At 62.1% G+C, this 23375-nt stretch carries 16 protein-coding genes and 1 pseudogene; 8 read left to right on the top strand and 9 right to left on the bottom strand.

The window, feature by feature from the left end; translation table 11 throughout:
• Positions 1-1014 (bottom strand): annotated as a pseudogene (locus BLS48_RS23620) (hypothetical protein); the annotation flags it as partial.
• A 325-nt stretch (positions 1015-1339) separates the two neighbouring features.
• On the opposite strand from BLS48_RS23620, the gene BLS48_RS23615 reads away from it, so the two are divergent.
• Positions 1340-2275 (top strand): transglutaminase-like cysteine peptidase, encoded by a 936-nt coding sequence (locus BLS48_RS23615; protein WP_091582863.1) that lies wholly within the window; start codon positions 1340-1342, stop codon positions 2273-2275.
• A 60-nt stretch (positions 2276-2335) separates the two neighbouring features.
• Here BLS48_RS23615 and BLS48_RS23610 read toward each other — a convergent pair whose 3' ends face one another.
• The 4 genes from BLS48_RS23610 to BLS48_RS23595 are packed head-to-tail and all read right to left on the bottom strand — an operon-like array spanning position 2336 to position 7922.
• Positions 2336-2977, bottom strand: coding sequence for a ribbon-helix-helix domain-containing protein (locus BLS48_RS23610; RefSeq protein ID WP_091582860.1), 642 nt, complete (start codon positions 2975-2977; stop codon positions 2336-2338).
• Positions 2967-4256, bottom strand: coding sequence for an HlyD family type I secretion periplasmic adaptor subunit (locus BLS48_RS23605; RefSeq protein ID WP_091582857.1), 1290 nt, complete (start codon positions 4254-4256; stop codon positions 2967-2969). Before BLS48_RS23605 ends, BLS48_RS23610 begins: the two co-directional genes overlap by 11 nt.
• A gap of 45 nt (positions 4257-4301) precedes the next feature.
• Entirely contained in the window at positions 4302-6434 is a 2133-nt protein-coding gene (locus tag BLS48_RS23600) for a type I secretion system permease/ATPase (RefSeq protein ID WP_091582854.1), read from the bottom strand.
• 39 nt (positions 6435-6473) lie between these two features.
• Positions 6474-7922, bottom strand: coding sequence for a TolC family protein (locus tag BLS48_RS23595; protein ID WP_091582851.1), 1449 nt, complete (start codon positions 7920-7922; stop codon positions 6474-6476).
• Positions 7923-9066: 1144 nt separating this feature from the next.
• Between BLS48_RS23595 and BLS48_RS23590 the strand changes: the two genes are divergently transcribed.
• Positions 9067-10458 carry a multicopper oxidase family protein gene (locus BLS48_RS23590; RefSeq protein ID WP_091582849.1) on the top strand — a complete coding sequence of 464 codons (1392 nt, stop codon included), beginning with the start codon at positions 9067-9069 and terminating at the stop codon, positions 10456-10458.
• Between the two features lie 174 nt (positions 10459-10632).
• Positions 10633-11949 (top strand): NAD(P)H-dependent oxidoreductase, encoded by a 1317-nt coding sequence (locus tag BLS48_RS23585; RefSeq protein ID WP_091582846.1) that lies wholly within the window; start codon positions 10633-10635, stop codon positions 11947-11949.
• Positions 11950-11953: 4 nt separating this feature from the next.
• Here BLS48_RS23585 and proC read toward each other — a convergent pair whose 3' ends face one another.
• From proC to BLS48_RS23570, 3 genes are read right to left on the bottom strand one after another with little or no spacing between them, the layout of a single operon-like run.
• Positions 11954-12769: a pyrroline-5-carboxylate reductase gene (gene proC / locus BLS48_RS23580; protein ID WP_091582843.1), complete on the bottom strand. Its 816-nt coding sequence runs from the start codon at positions 12767-12769 to the stop codon at positions 11954-11956.
• 60 nt (positions 12770-12829) lie between these two features.
• On the bottom strand, positions 12830-14173 hold the full coding sequence (locus BLS48_RS23575; protein ID WP_091582840.1) for an O-antigen ligase family protein: 1344 nt from the start codon (positions 14171-14173) through the stop codon (positions 12830-12832).
• Positions 14142-15140, bottom strand: a complete 999-nt coding sequence (locus tag BLS48_RS23570; protein WP_091582837.1) for a glycosyltransferase family 2 protein — start codon at positions 15138-15140, stop codon at positions 14142-14144. The genes BLS48_RS23575 and BLS48_RS23570 overlap by 32 nt, the downstream gene beginning before the upstream one ends.
• Before the next feature lie 171 nt (positions 15141-15311).
• Between BLS48_RS23570 and BLS48_RS23565 the strand changes: the two genes are divergently transcribed.
• From BLS48_RS23565 to BLS48_RS23555, 3 genes are read left to right on the top strand one after another with little or no spacing between them, the layout of a single operon-like run.
• Positions 15312-16484, top strand: a complete 1173-nt coding sequence (locus BLS48_RS23565) for a glycosyltransferase family 4 protein (RefSeq protein ID WP_091582834.1) — start codon at positions 15312-15314, stop codon at positions 16482-16484.
• Positions 16481-17269, top strand: a complete 789-nt coding sequence (locus tag BLS48_RS23560; RefSeq protein WP_091582831.1) for a WecB/TagA/CpsF family glycosyltransferase — start codon at positions 16481-16483, stop codon at positions 17267-17269. Before BLS48_RS23565 ends, BLS48_RS23560 begins: the two co-directional genes overlap by 4 nt.
• Positions 17266-18189, top strand: a complete 924-nt coding sequence (locus BLS48_RS23555; RefSeq protein ID WP_091582829.1) for a DUF6492 family protein — start codon at positions 17266-17268, stop codon at positions 18187-18189. The genes BLS48_RS23560 and BLS48_RS23555 overlap by 4 nt, the downstream gene beginning before the upstream one ends.
• A 39-nt stretch (positions 18190-18228) precedes the next feature.
• Here BLS48_RS23555 and BLS48_RS23550 read toward each other — a convergent pair whose 3' ends face one another.
• A complete protein-coding gene (locus tag BLS48_RS23550; RefSeq protein ID WP_091582826.1) occupies positions 18229-19524 on the bottom strand; it encodes a lipopolysaccharide biosynthesis protein in 1296 nt (431 codons plus the stop codon).
• A gap of 201 nt (positions 19525-19725) precedes the next feature.
• Here BLS48_RS23550 and BLS48_RS23545 point away from each other — a divergent pair, with 201 nt between their 5' ends.
• Both BLS48_RS23545 and folD read left to right on the top strand, forming a co-directional pair.
• Positions 19726-22314, top strand: a complete 2589-nt coding sequence (locus BLS48_RS23545) for a GumC family protein (RefSeq protein ID WP_091582824.1) — start codon at positions 19726-19728, stop codon at positions 22312-22314.
• A gap of 160 nt (positions 22315-22474) precedes the next feature.
• Positions 22475-23374 (top strand): bifunctional methylenetetrahydrofolate dehydrogenase/methenyltetrahydrofolate cyclohydrolase FolD, encoded by a 900-nt coding sequence (folD, locus tag BLS48_RS23540; protein ID WP_091582821.1) that lies wholly within the window; start codon positions 22475-22477, stop codon positions 23372-23374.
• Position 23375: the final 1 nt, after the last annotated feature.

Raw genomic sequence — 23375 nt, 5'->3', positions numbered from 1 at the left:
GGCCGGTGCGCTGTCGCCGTCGGCGTCGGTGACGACCACCGCGAAGCTGGCGTTGGTGTTGTCGCCGGAGGTGTTGTCGAGCAGCGTATAGGAGTAGCTGATGGTGCCGGCGCCGGTGGCCGCGTTGTAGACGTAGCTTGCCGTCAGCGAGCCGGTGGCGTCGGTGAAGGTCTGCGCGACGCCGGTCAGCACATGGCCGCCCAGCGAGACCGTCTGGATGCCGTCGGGCGAGGTGAAGCCGATCGTGCCCGATGTGGTCTCCGAGTTGGCTGCCTCGTTCGAGCCGGCGGACTCGCCGCCGCGTGCCGGCAGGCCGGCCTCATAGACCGTTGCCGAGCCTATGAGATCAATCGAGGGAGTGGAATCTTTCTCCAAAGGAGCGACCGTCAACTCACGCCGGTCCAACAACCCAAACTGCAAGTCCGTCGGGGGCAGGAGTGCCGACAGACCGAACCCGTCGCCGATGCCGCCGGGGGGGACGGAGAAGTCCCCGCCCGCACTGCTTGTCTGGCCTCCCGGGCCGGCCGAGATGGAACCGTCGGCGCCGAAGGCAACATCGACGTGGCTAGCCTCGAGCGCCGCCAGCAAGGCAACGCGCGGCACCTCGACGTCGCCGATGATGAAGGTCGGCACGTTCAAGGCGCCATCCTTGATCACGATCACCGAGCCGTCGGCCTGTTCGAGCAGAAGGTTGTGGCCCTCGACGCGGATGTTGTCGATGGAAACGTTGGACGGAAGCTTCACGACGTTGCTGGCGTCAGCCACATATTCATGCGGCACCGCGCCTGCCGGGGCGTTTGCTGCTGCCGGTGCCGCCGGCGCTTCCGGCTTGGCAGGTGCACTGCCGCCAACATCGACCGGAACTGGTTCGGACGCTGCTGGTGCGGGTTGCTGCGCCGAAGTTGCTTGCGCCACCTGGATCTCCGCCGGCGATGTCTGACCGTTGTGGTCACTGAACGCGGAATGCTCGTCCGCCGAACCCGAAAAACTGTCCAACTCGATATGCGTCGTCATTGCTGAAACCCCTTCCGGCATTTCCCGGCAAGAGACAGCGGGCAGTTCTGCTTTGCAACACTCCCGTAGTTCGTTTCATATATTCCGATATGCATGAATCGGCTTTTTTTACACGTGGTAAACCACGATAATATAACCAGATATGTATGCGCTTCCCTGTGCCCGACCTGGCGGAGGGCGGGTCCCGCCTTCTTGGTAAATAGAAGTATAAAATTGAATAAAATTTTATAGAAAATAGATAAAGCCAATTGTGAGAAACTTATCCACCTTCCTTTCCAATAATTTGAGACAAGATTGGTAGCGTCCACAGTCAAAGGTGGGCGTTATGAAAAAAGAAAAATCAGCCCTGGGAAAAACCGGGTTCAAGGTGCTCTTGCTGGCTATCGGTCTTGTCGGCCTGGCAGGACCATCATTCGCGAATGTCGTTTCCACGGATCTCGCCGCTGCCGCGCCTCTGGAGACGATCCAGACGCCGCCCTGCCTCGGCGGTGTTTCGCTAGCGAGGCCTCGGCCTTGGCAGCCTGCGGCGCCTTACCGGATCGGTATGGTTTTCGGGAGCTATGGCCCGGCGGTTGCCGATCGCGGCGACGGCTCGTCAGTGGCGCAAGGAGATGCCGGGATAGATCCGGTGCGGACGGCGTCGATTATTCCAGGCGTATTCGGATCGGTTGCCTTGTCCATGCGCAATTTTCCCGTCTCGGTTCGCTGGGCCCCTGTCTATCAGGCAATCACCAGCTGCTCGGCAGGCAGCGCCTGCGAGCGCAAGAGCGCGCCTTTTGCCAGCCTGGTCTCCGCCGCTCAAGGCAAGGGATTCAGCGAGAAACTGTCCTTCGTCAACAGCAGCGTAAATCGCCTGATCGCCTACAGGAAAGACATTATCGTCTACGGCAAGCTCGACTATTGGGCGAAGCCTTCGGAAATTCTCGAGCGGCGAGCCGGTGACTGCGAGGATTTTGCCATCCTCAAGATGACCGCTCTGCTTAGGGCCGGAATTCCGGCGCAGAGCATGGCTCTGGTTGTTCTCCAGGACCGCAAGAGAGGCTTCTTTCACGCAGTCCTTTCGGTGAGCACGGGCAGCGGCACCTTCATTCTCGACAGTCTCAGCAACACCGTCGTGCGCGATAGTGATCTGCCGGACTACGTTCCGCTCTATTCGTTCAGTACGGACCGGGCCTGGATCCACGGATCGAAATCGGGCGGAGCCCAGATGGCTGACATCAAGGGCGGTTTCGCCACCGTCGCGCCTGGCGAAGGCTTTTAGCCATGGGTTCCGGCAAGGCTGTGCGTTGCCTGCCGGAAGGGTAAACGCCTGTCCGCGGGCCTAGCCGCCGAAGACGAACGCCATCAGCAGCTCAGGCTCGACCACCGGGGCCCGCACCGCGTTCAACTGACCGCGATACCGACGGTCACCGGCGCCGATGACAAAACCGGTGGCCACCGGTGCTTCGCCATTGGCATCAAGACGCGCGAATATGTCCGCCACATTGAGGTCCAGCGCCAGCTTGAGGTCGTGCCGCGCATCATCGCTCGGTGCTATCGGCAATTGACGCTTGACCAACTGCTGGAACGGCGCATTGAACGTCAGGATCTTCTTCGACGATGCCAGGGCAAAGGCCGGTGACGGGCAGGCGACCAGAATGGCGTTGATGGTATTGAGCGAAGCAAGCCTTCGCAAGGTCAGGTTTTCGTCCGCCAATCCACGTATGCAGGCCACCCGGATGGCGGATGTCAAGTTGCCTGTCTGTGTCTGGCTTTCGGCGATCTCATCGATGAGCATGCCGATCGTGCACTTCCTGCTTTCAGCCATCTGCTTCAGCGCCATCCAGAATGCCCGCTCCAGACGGATGCCGCGCCGTATGCCGCCACGCGCCACCACCCGAAATTCGAGCCCGCAATCGTCGGTCGTGGCTGGAGGGAGCAGCCGCTCGCGATCAGGATGATAAGTACTGACGCTACCGTTCACTCATCGCCTCCTCACGTGCCTTATTGATAGGCTTCAAGAGATAGGTCAGGATCGTCTTGCGTCCGGTCTTGATGTCGACCGAGCAGATCATGCCCGGGATGATCGAATAGGCCTTGCCGTCTCTTTCAAGTGTCGATTTATCCGTCGACACGCGCACTTGGTAATAGGGTTCCCCCGTCTTCTGATCGACAAGGCTGTCGGCCGTAATATTGGAGACCTTGCCTTCGATGCCGCCGAAGATCGAAAAATCGTAGGCGGTGACTTTGATCAGTGCTTCCTGGTCGGGGCGGATGAACGCGACATCGCGTGGCGAAACCCGCGCCTCTACCAGCAAGGTCTCCGAGGTTGGCACGATGCCAGCCACGACGGCGCCAGGCTGGACGAAGGCGCCGACCGTGTTCAGTTCCAGCGTGTTGACAATCCCGTCCACCGGAGACCGGATATCGGTGCGCGCTACCTTGTCGGTTGCCCCGCGGATGGTTTCATCCACCACGGAAAGATCCGCCAGCGCCTGGGTAAGGTCGTCCAGCGCTTCCTGCTGCAGTTGCAGGCCAAGCTCTTCGACCTGAAGCTGGGCTTCGGTGATCGCCGACTTGGCTTTCTTTATGGTTTCGCCAGCAAGGTTCAGCTGCCCACGCAGTTCGGTCTGCTCCCGCTCGACCCGGATCTGCTCAGTTCTGGCCATCAATCCCTTTTTTACCATGGCCTCGACCAGCTTTGTTTCCTGGTCGCTGATGTCCAGATTCTTGGTAAGCCGATCGGAATTCGCCACCGCCTCGTCGAGCTCCTTCTCGCGCTGATCGAGGCGCGACTTGAGAACGGACAATTTGTTGTCGAAGTTTCCGCGCCGGGCAATGAGGAGCTTCTGTTCGTTGTCGCAGATTTGCGGGGCGATGGTCTGAATGTCTTCCGGGCAGGGAAAGGGCCCGGAGAGATTACCGCTTTGCTCGTATTTCAGCCGTGCAATGCGCACTTCCAATGCCCGCGCCTTGGCCTGCTGCTCGCCAAGGCTGGACGTGTTGAGCGTGTTGTCCAGGCGAATGATGAGATCATTCTTCTTGACGACCTGGCCAATCGTCACTGCAATCTCCTGGACGACCCCGGCCTCGCTAGCCTGGATGATCTGCGTCTTGGAAGCGGGTATGACCTTGCCGTCGCCCCGTGCGATCTCATCGACCTCCGCAAAGGATGCCCAAGCGACAAAAGCAACGAAGAGCGCTCCTATGATAAATATGGACGCCGACGCAAAGAGCGGCGGCCGATCTTCCTTGGTAAGCATTTACTCAACCCCATTATATTGATTCATATCAATATAATCTGTTTTTCAGGCGTTCGTTTTCTGCAGCGCCTGTATGACTTGTTCTTTTGGTCCATCGGCGACGATCTTGCCCTGTTCGATCACGATCAGGCGGTCGGCCAGTTCAAGCATGCTGAAGCGGTGTGTGGAGACGATCAGCGTGGTGTTGCGGTCAAAGGCGACTTTGAGCTGCTTTATCAGCTGGCGTTCCGACGCGAGATCCATCGAGCCCGATGGCTCATCGAGAAAGACGATTTTCGGTTTGGTCAGCAACAGGCGCGCGATCGCTACCGTTTGCCTCTGGCCGCCTGAAAGATTGGTGCCGCGCTCGCCGACATTCATGTCGTAGCCACGCGGGTGGCGTGAGACGAAATCATCGACGCCGGCTGCCTTTGCCGCTTCGATGATTTGCTCGTCGCTCGCCTCGGGACATGCCATCAGGAGATTTTCCTTGATGGTGCCCGAAAACAGATCGCCAGCCTGGGCGACGATGCCGACCGCGGCGCGAACCTCTGACGGGTGATACTGGCGAATATCGATCCCATCCAGCAGCAACTCACCGGAGGTCGGCAGGAAAAGCCTACCGATCAGCCGACCCATCGTCGTCTTCCCCGACCCGATGCGACCGATGATGCCGATCCGCTCACCCGGCTTCACCGAGAAATTCAGACCGGTCAAAACCTCGTTTTCCGAGCCTGGATAGACAAACCCGACGTTCCTGAACACCATGGCGCCGTTGCGAATGGGACGGTTGACGAAACCCACCGTATCCGGTCGGTCTTCCGGTTGAGCCATGATCGAGTTCACCATTCTCAACGAGAGCATGGCCTGGCGAAACCGGGACAGCGTGATGGCGATCTGGCCAAGCGGAGCCACGGCTCTGCTCGCCAGCATGACCGTGCCTATGATTGCTCCCGTCGAAACATGCCCTTCCGAGAAGGCGTAGGCACCGGCCACCACAAGGGCGACGGTCACCAACTGTTGTATGGATTGGGTTATGTTGCCGGCGGCCGCCGAAAGCTGCTTGATCTTCTCGGAAGTGTTGGCGGCGTTCTTGGAGTGCTCTCCCCATTTTCGCAGCAGATACGCTTCGGCGCGCAGCGACTTGATTGTCTCCAACGTGGAAATGGATTCCACCAACAGCGATTGGCGCTGGGAAGCTTCGTTCATCGAGGCCGCGACCCGCTTGCCGATGCGTCGCTGGGTGATCAGGCCGACGATGACGGACATCACGAAGGCCAGTGCCGGGATGATCACCAGCCAGCCCCCTATCGCATAGATGACAAGAAGAAAGACGAAGACAAATGCCGTGTCGATGAACACGCTTATGGTGTTCGAGGTGAAGAACTCTCTGACGAACTCATATTGCGTGACCCTGTTTGCGTATTCACCGGTCGAACCGGGACGCGCCGACAGCGACGAGTTCAGCACTTTCTCGAACAGCAGATACGATATTCGAAGATCCGCCTTGCGCCCGGCATAGTCGATGAGGGAAGCCCTGGCGGTCTTCAAAAGCAGATCGAAGAGGATGACGGCGCCAATGCCAATTGCCAGCACCCACAGTGTCGATATTGCCTTGTTCGGCAGGATCCTGTCGTAGACGTTCATCGTGAAGATGGGCGAGGCGATCGCCAGCACATTGATGAACACCGCCGCCAGAACGACCTTCGAATAGGTCCGCCAGAAAGCGCCCATCGTTCCCGTAAGCCAGTGTCTCCGCTCGATCTTGGCTGCCGAGCCGACCGTCATGCCCTCGGCGACGTTGGCGTAGGTTATCGAGAAGGACACGCCACCACTGATGTGGCTGGCAGCGAGTTCCGATCTGTCGATTGCAGTGCGGCCGTCTTCCTGGGGCGCGGTGACAAATGCACCGCCTTCGGTTTGAGCGAGCAGGGCGATTGGCAACTGGCTGACGCGAAAGACTATGGCGGGAAGGTCGATGCGTCCCTTCAGAAAGTCGCGGTGGCTGAACTCCGTGACTTCCAAGCCGATGCGCTCGGCAAGATGCCTGATGTCGTCGACCTCAATTCGGGTGTCAGAGAGCGGCACGCCAGCGAACAGCACGGTCTCCGCGCTCGGCCTTCCGAGATACCCGGCAACGGCTGAGAAGCAGGCCTTGAACGCCTCTTTTGGGGACAGGATGTTTGGTTGCTGGTTCACGATCTGCCCGCAAGGGATCTCGCTGGACCTTGCTCCGCTTTACTTCTTCCTGACCGGGGCGAGGATATCGAAAGGCAGATCATTCTTCTGCTCCGACGGCGTCCGCGCATAGGTTTCGGTGTCAGCCGTCTCCGGCGCCGCGAACTCGGTGCGGGCATAGGCCGTGGCCTGCTTTGCCGGCTGAAGGTTCATCGTTTTCAACAACTGTCCGGTCGCGGCCAGTAGCCGGTATTGGGCGAACAACGATGCGTAGGATGCGGTATCCGCCAGCGTCGCCGTGTTGAACCGCGTGTTTTGCGCATCGAGCACGTCGAGCAGCGAACGCTGGCCAACCTTGAACTGCTCGCGATAGGATGAAACGAGCTTTTCGTTCGCGGCGGCCTGCTGCTTCAGGGTCTTTGCCAGATCAGCTTGCCGGAAGCGGCGATCCCATGAAGTGCGAACGGCTTCCTCGATTTCCCGCAGCACCTGATGCATCGCAAGACGCTGTTCGCTGGTGCGGCGAATCTGCTCCTGCTCATTGGCCTTGTCGATGCCGCCTCGATACAGGTTCCAGCGCAGCACGAGCCGCGCCTGCATGTCGCTGGCGTCGCCATTGTCGCCATCGATGTCATATCCGGCCCGAGCGCGGCCCTCGGCGACAACGGACGGCCCGAATTTTGCCCGGGCGGCGTCCACCAGGGACGCGGCAGCGTCGATATCGCTGTTGGCCATGTGAACGCGCGGATTGTTTTCACGTGCCAGGCCAATTGCATCGTCAAGCGACCGCGGCAACGCGGCGGAAACATCGCCCGGCCTCGAGGCGTTGACCAGTGGCTTGCCCACGGTCTTGAAAAACCGGATCTTGGAGGCTTCCAGTTCCTCTGTGGCTTCCTGCATGCGGGCCTTGGCGGCAAACAGCCGTTCCTCGGCCTGTTGCCGATCGGCTTCGTTCAGCGCTCCGCCGGCAATGCCCTGCCGGATGTCGCCCAGAATCGCCTGATGGAAGCCCAGATTTTTCTTGGCTTCGGCAACGATCGAAGCCTGTAGCATATATTCGAGATAGTCCTGGACAACCGACAGCCCGATAAATTCCGACCGTTCCAACACCCGGAACGAGGCTCCGTCAACGCGCGACGCTTGGCGATTGAGCTCCGCCCGCCGAGCTCCGTTGTCATAAAGCGTCTGTGTAACAACGACATCGGCTTCCGCCGGATAGAGTGCGTCATCTTCTATGGAGAGCGCTCGCCGGGACGAATTGTCGAGGCGGCGAACTCCGGCCGATGCCTCGACATCGACGCTGGGAAGATAAAGGCCCTTGGCCTGCCGCAACTCGAATTCGATGGCTTCGCGGTTTTCAATCGCCTGGCCAATCTCGGGATTGGATTCAACCGCAACGGCCATCGCCTCCTTGAGGGTGAGCGCATGAGCACTCCCGCAAGTCAGCACCGTAGCAGCCATCAGAAGACCAAGGCGCTTACCTATGGTCGACACAGTAGTCGTGTTCATTTACCCCACCCCAACGTTTCCCGCGTCTTGTTAAACGCCAACCCGAGTTTGACACCCCGGCCACCAGAGTTTGACACCCAGCTTTGACCAATTATGCAATAATTTCACGGAATGCGTGTACTTTTATTGATTTGGCCCAATCTCAAGGTCGAATCCGGGCGATAAGTTTCCGCAATGTGCCAAAAATATCACATAAATAAAACCCGCCACGGCTGCGCGTAGGGCGGACGGCATAAAAAGATAAAATGCAACAGAATGGCCTATGCAAGCAGAATTGCGCCGAGCTTGAATCGGGTAACTGGAAAATAACGCCATGAACATGGGGCCATGGGGCAATGCCCGCCTTGATCACGGTTTCTTGGCTACAATCACCTGCGCGGCTTTCACGATTGGCTTTGCGCCGGGGAGTTCAATCATGAGGTGTCGGGGCTGCTTCCGTTAAGCCCCTCGCCACCTCTGCAATCTATCTAGAGGAATAGATTGTCGAGGATCATGAAGCGCAAGCCGATTTTGCTTCTCCTTTTTGACTCTGGCAGGAGAGCGCTCGTCGAAACTCCTGCCGCGAACGTAACCAACCAGCCCCGCCATGGGGGGAGGACTTGAGTGAAATAGGCTGTCCGCGATATGGACAGCATACTCCATCATATGCTCGAATGTTGAACAAATTTCCATACCCTAAATTAGCAGACAAGAACATAAACATGTGGACGCATGCAGTGGCGGACGACTGATAGAAAGGCGCCAATGGCATCGCCGAAGGCGCGACATTGTCTCGTTTGGCTATGTCACTCCTTGCTGGTCCCAGTGGCAATGACGGCGGGCATGGCAACGGCTGCTTCGATCCGATCTTCGCCCGCTTCCTGGCAAACGTGGATAGGGCGTAGGATCGTCGGAAAGCCTGCAAGTCTTGCGGCCAAACCGCACTGACGCCAAAGCGCCGCATGCTGGGTTGATATGTGCCTGATTCTCACCAAGTCCGATCGCGGCTCACGCCCTCCCACTAGCAGCCCTCCCACTAGCAAATGTCATCGCGTCGCATGGCATCATCAAGGCACGATGTGCCAATATCCGCGTCTGCGCTGGTTGTCCGCCCGTGATCCAAGGCGGCGATAAATCCCAGCCGTCCTTGCAGTTGGAGCGCTAGATGACCGTACTCACGCGCCGCGGACTTTTGAAAACTGCCGCGGTCGCCGGAGCGAGTGGGATCGGGCTCTCGGCAATGAAGTTTGGCGGCTGGGCTGCCGCCGGCCCTGAGCCGGTTATGCTGCGGACAGCGAAGATCCAGGCGAAGCTGATGGATGTCGGCCAGACCAGGGACGTGCTGACCTATGGCGACGCCGGAATGCCCCCTGTGCTCAGGATGAGAAAAGGCGAGCCCTTCGCCGCGCGCCTTGTCAACGCGATTGACGATCCGACGACGATCCACTGGCACGGTATTCGCGTACCAAACAAGATGGACGGCGTTCCGTTCCTGGTCCAGCCTTACGTCTACACCGGCGATCATTTCGACTATGCGTTCACGCCGCCCGACGCTGGCACCTTCTGGTACCACCCGCACTGCAACACGCTGACCCAGATCGGTCGCGGCCTTACAGGCGTGATCGTGGTCGAGCATCCGGGCGATCCGAAATTCGATTCCGAGGTGGTCCTCAATCTGCGCGACTGGCGTCTCGGCGACGACGGCCAGTTCATCGAGCAGTTCCGGCCGCGCGATGCCGCGAGAACCGGCACATACGGCACGGTGCGTACCGCCAACTGGCTCGATCAGCCGCAATATGACGCGCTGGCTGGCGGCCTGGTGCGGCTGCGGGTCGCCATCACCGACGTCACGAGGATCTATGCCTTTCGCGTCGACGGCGCTGAGGCGACAGTCATTGCGCTGGACGGCAATCCGGTGCCGCAGCGTTTTTCACCCGATGCCTTGCTGCTTGGGCCCGGCCAGCGCATGGAACTCGCCATACGCATGCCCGACGACGAGGGGGCTATCGTGAGCCTGCGAGATGTCAGGGGTACCAAGCCAAAGGTGCTTGCGACCCTGCGCGCGACTGGAAGCTCGCTCAAGCGGGACATTCGTGACGTTGCACCGCTGGAGGTCAATCCGGTGAAGGAGGTGGATCTCGCCGCTGCCGAGCATATTCCCCTGGCGCTCAGCGCCACGGCGGAAAACATCCCGAGCGACGGCATCTGTGGTTCACTTGGCTACAGCTTCTGGGCGATCAACAAGGTGCCGTGGTCAGGCGATACATCGGATCCGACCGCGCCACTGGCCGAGTTGAAGCTCGGAGGCAGCTATGTCATCGACATGGAGAACCTGACGCCGCAATCCCATCCGATGCACTTGCACGGCATTAGCTTCAAGGTGCTGTCGTCCTCGACGCGCCCGGTTCAGCCATTGATCTCCGATACCTATCTCATCCAGCCCAACGAGAAGGTGAGCCTGGGCTTCGTCGCCGACAGTCCCGGAGACTGGCTGCTGCACTGCCACATCATCGAGCACCAGAAATCGGGAATGACCAGCTACTTCAGAGTGGTGTAACGCCTCGCTCGACCAATCGTACGATTGGCATGGGTTCGTGCGCCCCCCACAGTCAGGGGCGTTTGCGCCTGCTTTGACTGGCGAGAAATTGCCACCGACTGCCGGTTTAGTTGGCAAAAGGAGGCGATTCCCTGCTATTGCCGCCTCCAAATCAAGAACCATGGACGCTCCCGCATGACCAATGTCGCCCTGACCGGGCTTGCCCGCGATCTCGCCAGGCGTGCGGCCGAGGGCCGCCCGGTGCGCATTGGCGTCATCGGTTCGGGCGAGATGGGCACCGACCTGGTCACGCAAGGCATGCTGATGCCTGGCATTTCGGTTTGCGCGGTCTCGACCCGTCGCCCGCACACCGCGCGCGCGGCCATCCGCATTGCCTATGGTGACGAAGCCATGGCGGTCGAAGCCGACACCGCATCGAAGGTCACCGGCGCCATCGAGAGCGGCAAGATCGCCATCACCTCCAACGAGATGCTGGTGACCAATCCGCTGATCGACGTCGTCATCGACGCCACCGGCAAGCCGGGCGTTGCCGCCGATTTCGACCTGATGGCGATGGAGCACGGCAAGCACCTGGTGATGATGAACGTCGAGGCCGACATCACCATCGGCTGCTATCTCAAGCAGCAGGCCGACCGGCTTGGCGTCGTCTATTCGGTCGGCGCCGGCGACGAACCGTCAAGCTGCATGGAACTGATCGAGTTCGCCTCCGCGCTTGGGCTGACCATCGTCTCGGCCGGCAAGGGCAAGAACAATCCACTCAACCACGATGCCGTGCCGGACGACTATCGCGAGGAAGCGCTACGCCGCAACATGAACCCGCGCATGCTGGTCGAATTCGTCGACGGCTCGAAAACCATGGTCGAGATGTGCGCCATCGCCAATGCCACCGGCCTGGTACCTGATGTGCCTGGCATGCACGGCCCGAAGGCCGACCGCGACGACCTTGCCAGGGTGCTGATTCCGCGCGAGGATGGCGGTCTGCTCACGAAGAAGGGCGTCGTCGATTACACGGTCGGCAAGGGCGTCGCGCCCGGTGTCTTCGTCATCGTCGAGGCGACGCATCCGCGCATCATCGAGCGCATGGACGATCTGCATATCGGCCACGGACCCTACTACAGCCTCTTCAGGCCCTATCATTTGACCTCGCTGGAAGTGCCGCTGACCGCCGCCCGTATCGTGCTTTTCGGAAAGCCCGACATGGTGCCGCTGCCGAGGCCGGTGGCCGAAGTGTGCGCGGTCGCCAAGCGCGATCTCGCCGCCGGCGAGACCTTCGATGCGATCGGCGAGACCTGCTATCGCTCCTGGACGATGACCGTCGGCGAAGCCCGCGCCCAGCGCGCCGTGCCGGTCGGCCTGCTCGAGGGCGGCACGGTGCTGAAACCGGTCAGGAAAGGCGAATTGCTGACTGCCGACAATGCCGCGCCCGACCAGACGACGAGGCTGTTCGCCCTGCGCCGGCTGCAGGACGCGATGCTGTACGGAGCGAACTGAGGTTCTATTTCCCCAGTTCGATCGACCGCAGCCGCGCCGCTTCGACCGCTTCGGTCAGCAGATTTGTCAGCCGGTCCTCGCCCATCAGCACGCCAAGGGCCGCTGCCGTCGTTCCGTTGGGGCTGGTCACCTGCTGGCGCAGGACACCTGGTTCCTCACCACTTTCGGCGGCGAGCGAGGCCGCGCCGTAGACCGTCTGCATAGCAAGCAGCTTGGCGGTCGCTGTCGGCAGCCCGGTCTTCTCGGCGGCGACGGTCAACGCTTCGATGAAATGGAAAATGTAGGCTGGCCCCGATCCCGACACGGCGGTGACCGCATCCATCAGGCCCTCGTCTTCGATGGTGGCCACTTGCCCGCTCGCCGAAAGCAGATCGGCGACGAAGCGCTTGGTGTCGTCGGAAACCAGCCTGTTGGAAAACACCACCATCATGCCCTTGCCGATCGCCGCGGGCGTGTTGGGCATGCAGCGCACGATCGGCGCGCGGTTGCCCAGGATCGCCTCGAAGGTGGCGACGGGCGTGCCGGCGGCGATACTGACGAAGGTGGTGCGGCCATCGCCGAAACGTTTGTAGCCGGCGGTGACGTCGCGGATCACCTGCGGCTTCACCGCGATGACGACGAGATCAGGCACGGCATCGGCTGGAATATCGCTGGCATCTGCGGCCGCGCCGCAGCCGAGCGCTGCCGCGCGATTGCGTAGTTCTGCATTGGGCTCGACCACGAAAACCGACGATGGATGAAGCTTGCCGGATTTCAGCCAGCCGGCAAGCATGGCGTAACCCATATTGCCGCAGCCGGCGAGAACAAGCCTGATCGTCATGGAAACCCCTCCGAAGGAAGGCCTTCACATAGACGCTCGCGCAACCGTGGGGAAGCCCCGTCAGGACGGAGAAAATCGCTCCCCGCGATCGGGGTTGCGCACCGCGATAGGCCGCAGCGACACTTGCCTGAGGCCAAGCACGCCGAGCACGAAGAATAGCCAGACCGGGTCGCCGCGATGAAAGAAGAAGCTTTCGAGGAAAGCGTTGAGCGCCGTGAACAGTACGACCATCATGAAGAAGTCGCCGAGATAGATGTTTTCCTTGCGCAACGGAATGCGCATGTAATCGCGCAGCGGCGCGATGAGGAAGGTATAGACCGCGACGCAAAGTGCCGGAATGCCCATCAGCACGGCGATGTCGAGATAGCCATCATGGCCGTGGACGATGGTTCGGATGTCCCAGGGCCGGTCGAAGGGCTGGTCCTGGTTGAGCAGCAGCGGCGTGCCCCAGAAGCTTTCATAGCCGTAACCGGTCCATGGCTTCTTCGCCAGCATACTGCCGGCGAACTCCCACAGCGTCGTGCGGCCGGTATAGGTGAGGTCGGGGAAATAGATCGCCGCCAGCTGTTTCACCGGCGCCAGGAAGACGATCCCCAGCGTGCCGACCGCCGTGGCCATGATCGCCAGCGCAAACAGGATCGGGGTGCCGAGCCGCATGCCCACCAGGCTCGGAAACATGACGATCAGGATCGAGAACGGCACTAGGCCGGCCGTCGTCTTGGAGCCGGTGTGCAGCATGAAGATCATCGCCGCGCAGAAGATCCCCGCGCCCCAGAACCGCTGCCCGCGCCGGTAGAGATAGAGCCCGGCGAAGCTGAAACAGGCCATGATCGGCCCGGCGATGTTCTTGTGGGTGAACACGCCGCGCCACAGGCCCGCATGCTCTGGTTCCTGTGAGTCGGCCGTGTGCATTGCCTCGTGCGGAAAGACGATGAGGCCGAGATAGGACAGTCCCATGACCACGACGGCAGTGAAGATAATGACTTTTGAGAAAGCTTCGGCGTCGCGCGGCAGCACCAGGATCGTCGCCATCGTCAAAATGCCGATCAATGTGAACGAAGCGGCGCGCATGGCCGACGGCGGATCGGTTGCCATCACCACCGACAGGAAGAAGAAGCCCAGCATCAGCATCCAGGACGGGCTGAGCAGCGAACGCATGATGCGCGGATCGGCGAAGGCCATCAGCGAGAAGATCGAAACAGCACCGAGTGAGCTGAAACCGAGCTGATTGACGATGTCGCCGCCTTGACCGGTCAGTTCGGCGCCGGCCGGCTGGAACGGCCGGAAGGACACCATGATGACGGTGAACAGAAGCGCCGCGATAGCGGTCGCCACGCCTTCGCGCGTGAACGCGGCGCTGAGCGGCGCGCGCTCAGTTTTTCTCAGGCTGGCGGTACTGCTCATTGGCATATCCGAATTCGGCCATCACGCGGCCCAGCGCCACATGGACGGGGTAGATGGCGATGGCCGGCGATCCCGTTCGCGCCAGCTGGGCCATGCCGCGAAACGGCGAGGCGGCAAGCAACGCCAGGCTCTTCAGCAACACCTTGGCGCTGGCCAGCGGCGTGCCGGCGCGCTTCTTCTTTTCGACCAGCGTCGAGATCACGCCGTTGCGCAGGCTGCGGGCACGGATCCAGTCGGCTTCCACCCGCCGGGCCGGAACGGTTTCCTGCACCTTGGCCTCGGCGCACCAGCCCAGCACAAAGCCCTTCTGCGCCGACCGGCTGAGAAAATCGGAATCGCCGCCACCCATGAAGTTGAATTTCAGGTCGAGAAAAGGCGGCCCCATGGCGGTGAGCACGTTGCGGCCGATCAGAAGATTGCCTGATGAATAGAGCGCCGGCACTCGTCCTGTCTCCCGGTAGGGAGGGGCGAAGACCGGATGCTCGGCCCATCTCGCATGGGCGGGGTCGGCAAACACAGGCACCTGCGGGCCGCCGACGATATCGGCGCCCAGCGCCTCCGCTGCCCCGCACATCCGTTCCAGCCACTGCGGATCGGCGATCTCGTCATCGTCGATGACCAGCAAATGCCTGAAGTTGGGGAATTGCAGGATCGCCGTCTGCCAGCCGGCATTGTACGCGCTGCAATTGCCGCGCTCATGCGCGATGATCACCAGACCTGACATCTCGCCGCGCTCGAACAGCGGCAGCGCCGCCTTGGCGCCTGCACGGGCCTCGGCTTCGTTCTCCACGACGATGACGGCAAAGCGCCTGGTGGTTTGCTGTGCTCGCAGCGACGCCAGCGTTTCCAGGACCTGCTCGGGGCGCTTGAAGGTCGGCAAGGTGACGACCGCTTCGACGGCCTCCACGTCAAGCCGGGGAGACCGTCCCGCGATCGATACCGAACCGTCCGATGGCAAAGGGATCATCCGCGTCCAGCCGCATGGTGAGTTGGGTTCTGGTAGCATCACGATGATAAGGTTTCGTTAATCACCTTGCACGGAGAAGCCCGCCAGGCAGGGGCTTTCGGCCGTTGATTGTGCTCGCTTAATCAAGGGTTCACCGCGCTTTGCTACCCGCTGCACCACAGGATAGGTGAGATGCATCTGCTGTTCGCCACATCGATCGTGCCCGACGGCGCACTCGCCTCGGGCTACGAGATCGCCAATGCCGCGATCATAGCCGCCTTGCGGCGCGCCGGCGCGCGCGTCACCGTCATCGGCTTCACCTGGCCGGGAAAAGCCGCGGCCGATCCCGAAAACACCGTGGTTCTGGGTGCCATCGACGTACGCACGGAAAATGCTTCTGCACGGCAAAAGCTTGCCTGGGTCGGCAAGGCGATGCTTTCGGGCCTCACTTTCGCGTCGGTCAAATTGCGCGCGGTGTCTGACAGCGATGTTCTCGCCGCCATCGAACGCGCCGGTCCCTTCGACGGCTACGTGCTGAATTCCGTGCAGTTCGCCGGTGCCTTCGAAAAGCTGTTCGGTGACCGGCCTTCGATCTTCGTCGCCCACAATGTCGAGCATCTTTCGGCGCGGGAGAACGCCGCTGCCGCGGGCAGTATCTTCCAGCGCCTGCTGTTTCGCCGCGAGGCGAGATTGCTCGAGACCATGGAAGAGCGGCTCTGCCGCCGCGCGCGCTTCGTCTTCACGCTGGCCGAGGAAGACCGCGCTGCACTCGGTGTCGCCTCTGACGACCGTTCGGCTGTGCTGCCATTGGTAACCGGCGCCAAAGCGCCAGCGCACGAAGGCGTGCGCGATATCGACTTCGACGCAGCCCTGATCGGCACCTGGACCTGGCAGCCGAACCGCATTGGCCTCGACTGGTTCCTGGGCAAGGTGGTGCCGCATCTGCGGCCCGGCTTCCGCATCCGCATCGCCGGCCGGATGCCATCGGGCGTCACCTCCACGCATCCGGGTGTCGAATTTGTCGGCCGCGTGCCGGATGCGCAGGCCTTCGTGCGCAGCGCCGCCGTCATCCCGCTGATCAGCACCGCCGGCAGCGGCGTCCAGTTGAAGACGATCGAGACCTTCGAGCTCGGCCTGCCTTCCGTCGCCACCAGCCGCTCGCTGCGCGGCATCGACCACCGTCCGGCCAATTGCGTCGTCACCGACGATCCGGTCGACTTTGCCAAGGCGCTGGAGGCCGCGGCGGCCGACATCCGCGACGTTGACGGCAGCACGTTCCACCGCCGGCAGGTCAAGGCGCTCGACGCCGCCATCCGGCTCGGTCTCGAAAAGCTTGCGCCTGTCAGGCAGGAGGCGTTTGCATGAACATGCATGCCGCCCGCGCCGCGTCCGGACCCGACACGCTGAAGACGATTCTCGGCATCCCGGTGCTCGCCATTCGTTGGGACGATGCGATCGCCTTGCTGAACCGCCTGATTGCCGAGCGGCGCTTCACCAAGGTCAGTTTCCTCAACGCCCACAATGCCAACCTTGCCTACACCGACCCGGTCTTTGCCCAGGCGCTCGACGATTTCCTGATCCTGCCGGATGGCATCGGCGTCGATCTCGCCGCGAAGCTGCTCTATGGCGCGCCGTTTCCGGACAATCTCAACGGCACCGATTTCGTGCCGGCCTTCCTGCAGGCCTCGACAAAGCCGCTGACCGTCGGGCTGCTCGGTGCGACGCGCGTCAACGCCGAAGCGGCGTCCAGGAAACTGGCGGCGATTGCCGTGCAGCACAATTTCGTGGTCATCCATGACGGCTATTTCTCGGCTGCCGAGGAGGCGGGAATAGTCGATCGGATCGAAGAATTGCGACCGGATGTGCTGCTTGTCGCCATGGGTGTACCGCGCCAGGAATTGTGGATCGCGCGCCACATCGACGCACGCCATTGCACGCTGCCGATCGCCGTCGGAGCATTGCTCGATTTCCTGAGCGGTGCCGTGCCACGGGCGCCCTTGTGGATGCGCCGGCTGCGCCTCGAATGGCTGTTTCGGTTGGCTGTCGAACCGGGTCGCCTGTGGCGCCGCTACATGGTCGGCAATCCCTTGTTCCTGTGGCGCGTTGCCAGGCAGAAATTCTCGCGTGCGCCTGCCGGAGGTGCCAGGTGAACAGCCGGTTCGTGCCAGGCGCCGCTATCACCCCCAGCCCGCTTCGCGAGACGCCGACGGCGGCGGTGGTGACGGCAAGCTATGCGCCGGATTTCGAGCGTTGCCGCCTGTTGTGCGAAACCGTCGACCGGCATGTTTCATGTGTCGCGCACCACTATATCCTGGTCGAACATCGCGACGTCGCGCTTTTCCGTCAGTTGGAGACCAACCGCCGCACCGTCGTCGATGAGCGCGAATTGCTGCCGCACTGGCTGCGTGCCTTCGACGATCCGCTCAGCCTGTTCCGGCGGCGCATCTGGCTCAGCCTGAAGACCCAGCCGTTGCGCGGCTGGCACGTGCAGCAGTTGCGTCGCATCGCCATCGCAGCACACGCCAGGGAAGACGTGCTGATCTTCTGCGATTCCGACGTCGCCTTCCTCAAGCCTTTCGATTGCGGCGCCTTCTGGCACGACGGCAAGGTGCGACTGTTCCGCCGCGACGGCGTGCTGGCGGACGAAGGTTATGAGGAGCATCGCATCTGGTCGCGCAACGCCGGGGCGGCACTCGGCATCGACCCGTCGCGGACATCGACCCACGATTACATTTCGACGTTGATCGCGTGGCGGCGCGACACCGTGCTGGCCATGTGCGGCCAGATCGAGAAGGTCCATGCGCGCTGCTGGGTCGAGGTCGTCGGTTCGGCGCGCAAATTCTCCGAATGCATGATCTACGGCCGCTACGTCGACGACTTGCTGTCGGGGGCTGGCCACTTCCACGGTTCGGAAGAGTTCTGCCGCGTCCACTGGACCGGCGAAGCGCTGTCGGATGACGAATTCCGCCGCTTCATTGCCGCCATGGCACCGGAGCAGGTAGCGATCGGCATGCAATCCTTCATCGGCACCGATATCGGCCGCATCCGCCGCCTGATCGGGCTCGACTAAAGCCTGATCCCGGAAAAGATCATGCTCAAATGACGGGTCCTAGACCGGTTTGGCCGGCTTGCGCATCGCCGAATAGGTGAGCAGCGTCGAGGCGAGATACAAAAGCAGGAAGACGGCGTTGAGCGACAGCACCAGGTTCGGCGTGTCGAGGATGGTCGTCAGCACATAGGTCAGCAACACCGCCTTGAGCCCGGCGAGCAGTCCGAGATTGAGCGCCCGCACCAGTGTCTGGCCGCGCGCGAACAGGAGCTCGGCCTGGTATTCGACCAGATTGCGCAAGCCCGGAACGCAGACCGCCAGTGCCACCAGCGGGGCGGCCTCGGCGACATTCTTGCCGAGCGCATTGGGGAAGAAATGCAGCACGATGCCAAGCGTCGCCAGCGCCAGTGTCGAGACCGCGAACACGCCGCCCTCGATGCCGCTCTTCACCGCCAGCCGTGACAGCAGTTCGGGCGCCCGCATCATGCGCTGCACCAGCATCATGGAGAAGGTGCGGATTGGAATCGCCGTTAGGTCGACCAGCCGCATGATGATGGCGTAGATGCCGGCCAGATGCGGTCCGCCGATTGCCAGAACCAGAAGTTTGTCGAACTCCATCTGCAGGTAGAACAGCACCTCGGCGCCGGCGACGTAGATCGAATCGGCCAGCCGCCGCAAATAGAGCTCGACGCGCAGCCGCAGCCGCTGGCGCGGATAGAAGAAACCGAAAGCAATCAGCAGCGAGGCGGCATTGGCGCCGATATAGAACCACGACCATATCCAGACGCTGTCTTGCGCCCAGAACATGAACAGCACCGCGCCAAGCGCCCGCAACGCCGTCGCCAGGATCGCCAGCAGGGCGGCACGGCCGAACTTGCCGAGGCCGTTGTTGACGATCAGCGCCACCTCCACCGGTCGCCACAACAGCGCCTCGGCAAAGACGATTGCCGCAAACACCGACAGCGGCACGGTATCGGCGAAGAAGATCAGGTAGACGCCGAACGAGGCCGCGGCCAGCAGCGGCAGCGACAGCGCGCCGAGCAGCAGGAAACCGGCGGTGAAGGTGCCGATCAGATTGGGGCGGATGGTGGCGGTGCGATAAAGCGCCGAGATGAAACCGAAGGCGAGGATGCGCGACAGCATGACGCCGGCCGCCGAGGCGGTGGCGAACATGCCGAATTCGGAAATCGACAGCGTGTTGGCGAGAGCAATGAAATAGGCAAGTGAAAAAACCAGTCGCCCGCCGGCGCCGCTGATCGCCGAGAAATAGTCGCGAAGCAGCCCCCGTCGTTCGGCCAAAAAGCTGCCTATCCGGGCGAGGAGCCGCCTTTGCGGTATGTCACTGGCCTGCGTCATGTGTCGCTGAAAAGCATAGGCGGGAAAGCTTAACGTGCCGTTTTGGAGCCTTTGGATGTGTTGAGAAAACCATGCAACCGAAGAGGGAAAGTGCACGTTCGACCGCGAAAAATTAACCTTTTGTTTTCCATGCCTGTTTAGCGTGACTTAACGAATGGCCAACCGCCGTTCGCAGGCCGCCAAGGGTAAAGCTCCAGGACAATGGTCGACAGGGAAAACCGCGAGGACTGGAAGCGCGAGCGATCGCTGCTCGCACTGGGTCAGGCTGTGCGTGGCGAGGATGATGCCGAGGCGTTCCTGGTCTCGATAGGGGACCGGGCAAACTCGTCATGGCGCGAGGATGCCGCCACGCGCCATCGTCTTGCCCGTTCACGGCGCGAGGCGCGCGCAAACCCGACACCGTCTGCTGCGGCTGGAGCAGAGCGGTTCCAGCCTGGCGAGCAGCCAGCTGCAGCCGCACAAGGTCACGCCAGGCGCTCGCAGGAGGAAGTCGACACCGGCGATTTGCCGACAGCCGCGTCGCGCGCAAGGACGGCCCCCGAAGAGCCTTCCGGCACCGGTCGCCCTCATGGCGCGCCCGGGTCTCGCTATGCGGACGAAGTGGATGCATCCGTCGGCAATGGTGCGGACAGCCAGCAATGGAAGCCGCTGATCGATCCGATGCAGGTGGTTCGCGGCGTTGCCAGGTCGAAGCTGCTGATCATCACGACGACGATATTGGGCGCAGGGCTCGGCGTCGCCATCGCGCTGTCGACACCAAAGAAATACGAAGCCACCACCGAACTGATCATCGAGCCGGGCGACCTGAAGCTTTCCGATCGCGATCTCACCCAATCGGTGGGTCAGCCCGATGCCGCGTTGGCTGTCGTCGAAACCCGGATCAAGATGCTTACGTCCGGCAATGTTCTCAACAAAGTCGTCGACAAGCTCAATCTCGTCAACGATCCCGAGTTCAACGGCCAGGGTTCCGGCGGTCTCGGCGTCATGTCACTTATCCGCTCGATACTGTCGCGCCATGATGGGCCGGGCGGCGTCGATCAAGTCCGCCGCCGGGCGCTGGCGGTTGGCAACCTGGCCGAGAGCCTGTCGGTCGAGCGCACCGGCAAGACCTTTGTCATCTCCGTCAGCGCCACCACCCAGAATGGCGAGAAGTCCGCTCTCATCGCCAATACGATGACGAGCGTCTTCCAGCAGGAGACGGGGCAGTACCAGTCCGACATGGCCGGCCGCGCGACGGGCGAACTGACGTCCAAGCTCGACGAACTGCGCAAGGGTGTCGAAGCGGCCGAGCGCAAGGTCGAGGATTTCAGGGCCACGCATGACCTTGTCGACGCGCAAGGCCATTTGATCAGTGACGACCAGATGCTGAAGCTTAGCGAGCAGCTTTCCGTCGCTCGCGCCCGCACGCTGGAACTCAATGCCCGGGCAGCGTCGGCGCGTTCGATAGACGTCAATTCGGTTCTCACCGGCACCTTGCCGGAAGAGATCAACTCCAACACCATGAGCGACCTGCGCTCGCAATATGCGGCGCTGAAGCAGGAGGCTGACCGCGCCGCGATCCGGCTCGGGCCACGTCATCCCGAACTCCAGGCTCTCGACGCCCAGCTTGCCGGCGCGCGCGAGCGCATCGCCGCCGAACTGCGCCGCATCGCCTCTTCGCTGCAGGTCGACCTGAAGCGCGCGGTCCAGCTCGAACAGGACCTCGCTTCTCGGCTGGCGCAGGCGAAGGTCCAAAGCGGCGACGTCAACAGCGACCTGGTTACTTTGCGCGAACTGGAGCGCGATGCCACCGCCAAGCGTTCCGTCTACGAACAATATCTTCTGCGCGCCAAGGAAACTGGCGAACAGAAGGACATCAACACCGCCAACATCAATGTGATCTCCCCCGCCCAACCCCCACTCGAGCCAAACGGGCCGTCGCGAGCCTTGGTCGCGTTGGCCGGCCTGCTGCTGGGCTTTGCTTCCGGTGTCGGCCTTGGCGCCATGCGCGGCGCCTATGAGAGCCTGCGCGAGACCGCCACGTCGCGTTCGCGTCGCGCCCCCAGGATCGACGAGCGCCGCACACCTTACGAAAACAAGGCGTATCAGGCAGCACCCCCGCCTGCGCCACCACCGCCCGTGGCGCCGCCGCCTGTTGATCAGGCTGAGACCGCGCCGGCCGAAGGTTCCGGTCGGATTGGTGCGTTGCTATCGAAGGTGCGCAAGGCTTTGTCCCGCAAACCGTCCTCGGAGGAGCTTGTAGATACCGGCGAGTGGGTCTTGCCCCTCGCTGAAAACGGCGAGCCCACGGAAGATCCGAGGTACCCCGTCTATCCCGAGCCGGCGGCTGCCTTTGCTCCTCGGCAACCAGGTTCGGCGGGCCATCCGCCGTCACCTTTCCAGCCCGGCGCCCATCTCCCCTATCCGCAGCAGATGGCGCAGCCACTGCCCTCTCACATGGTACCGCAGCAGCGGCCACACTCGGCCGCGCAGCCCTATCCCTATGCGCAGCCAATGGGCTACCCGCAAGCGCAGCCCTGGCAGCCGCAGCCGCCGGCTGGCTACCCCTATGCGCGGGCCATGGCGCCCTATGCCGGGCAGATGCCTTGTCCACCTCAGCCCGCCGCAGCGGCCTATCCCCAGCAGCCCGCTTCGCCGCAGCAGGTCGCGCAGCCATCGGCGGAGGCACCGCGCTCCCCAGAGGACGTCGAGCAGCAGGCTCCGATCGAGGAAATCCGCGCCAGCCTGCGCGAATTCCGCGAAGCGGTCCGCGAACTCACGGAAAGCCGTGCTCGCCGGCGCTATTTCTGAACATCGAATAAAAGTCGCCGGTTTCGAGTTAACGGCATGGGACGGCGCTTTGACGAGATTGCCCGGCCGAATTTTCGTGAAGATGCCGCGCTGGGAGAGATCCAGAGCGCTCCGCTTCCAGAAGCGACGCGCTTGGGCATTATGGTGTTGAAGGTGGTTCATGGCTGAAGTGATTGACGGAAAAAGCGTCGCCGAAGACGTGGTGCGGACGGTCAAGACCCTGACGGCCGAACTCATTGCCAAAGGCAAGGCCAAGCCCGGTCTTGCCGTGGTCATCGTCGGCGAGGATCCGGCGAGCCAGGTCTATGTCGCTTCCAAGTCGCGCACCGCCAAGGAATGCGGCTTTCACTCTGTCCAGCACACGCTGCCGGCCGAGACGTCCCAGGAAGCGTTGCTCAAGATCATCGGCGAGCTCAACGCCGATCCGGCCATCAACGGCATCCTGGTGCAGCTTCCGCTGCCTGCCCATATCGATGCCGGGAAGATTATCCAGGCGATTGCGCCGGAGAAGGATGTCGACGGCTTCCACTTCATCAATGTCGGCAAGCTGGGCACCGGCGAACTCGACACCGCCTTCGTTCCCTGCACGCCGGCCGGCTCGATGCTCTTGATCGAGCGCGTGCGCGGCAAGGATCTGTCCGGCCTCAACGCGGTCGTCGTCGGCCGTTCCAACATCGTCGGCAAGCCGATGGCCAATCTTCTGCTCGCCGCCAACTGCACCGTCACCATCGCTCACAGCCGCACCAAGGATCTGCCGGCACTCGCCCGCACGGCCGACATTCTTGTCGCCGCCGTCGGCCGGCCGGAGATGATCAGGGGTGATTGGGTCAAGCCAGGCGCCACCGTCATCGATGTCGGCATCAACCGCATTCCGGCACCGGAGAAAGGCGAGGGCAAGTCCCGCCTCGTCGGCGACGTCGCCTATGCCGAAGCGGCCAAGGCGGCCGGCGCCATTACGCCAGTGCCCGGTGGCGTCGGGCCGATGACCATTGCCATGCTGATGGCCAATACGTTAGCCTCGGCCTACCTTGCGGCCGGATTGAAACGGCCCTCCTTCTGAC

The sequence above is a fragment of the Mesorhizobium qingshengii genome (assembly GCF_900103325.1).
Taxonomy (GTDB): Bacteria; Pseudomonadota; Alphaproteobacteria; order Rhizobiales; family Rhizobiaceae; genus Mesorhizobium; species Mesorhizobium qingshengii.
Note: the sequence above shows the minus strand (reverse complement) of the source record. Positions and strands in the feature narration are given on the sequence as shown.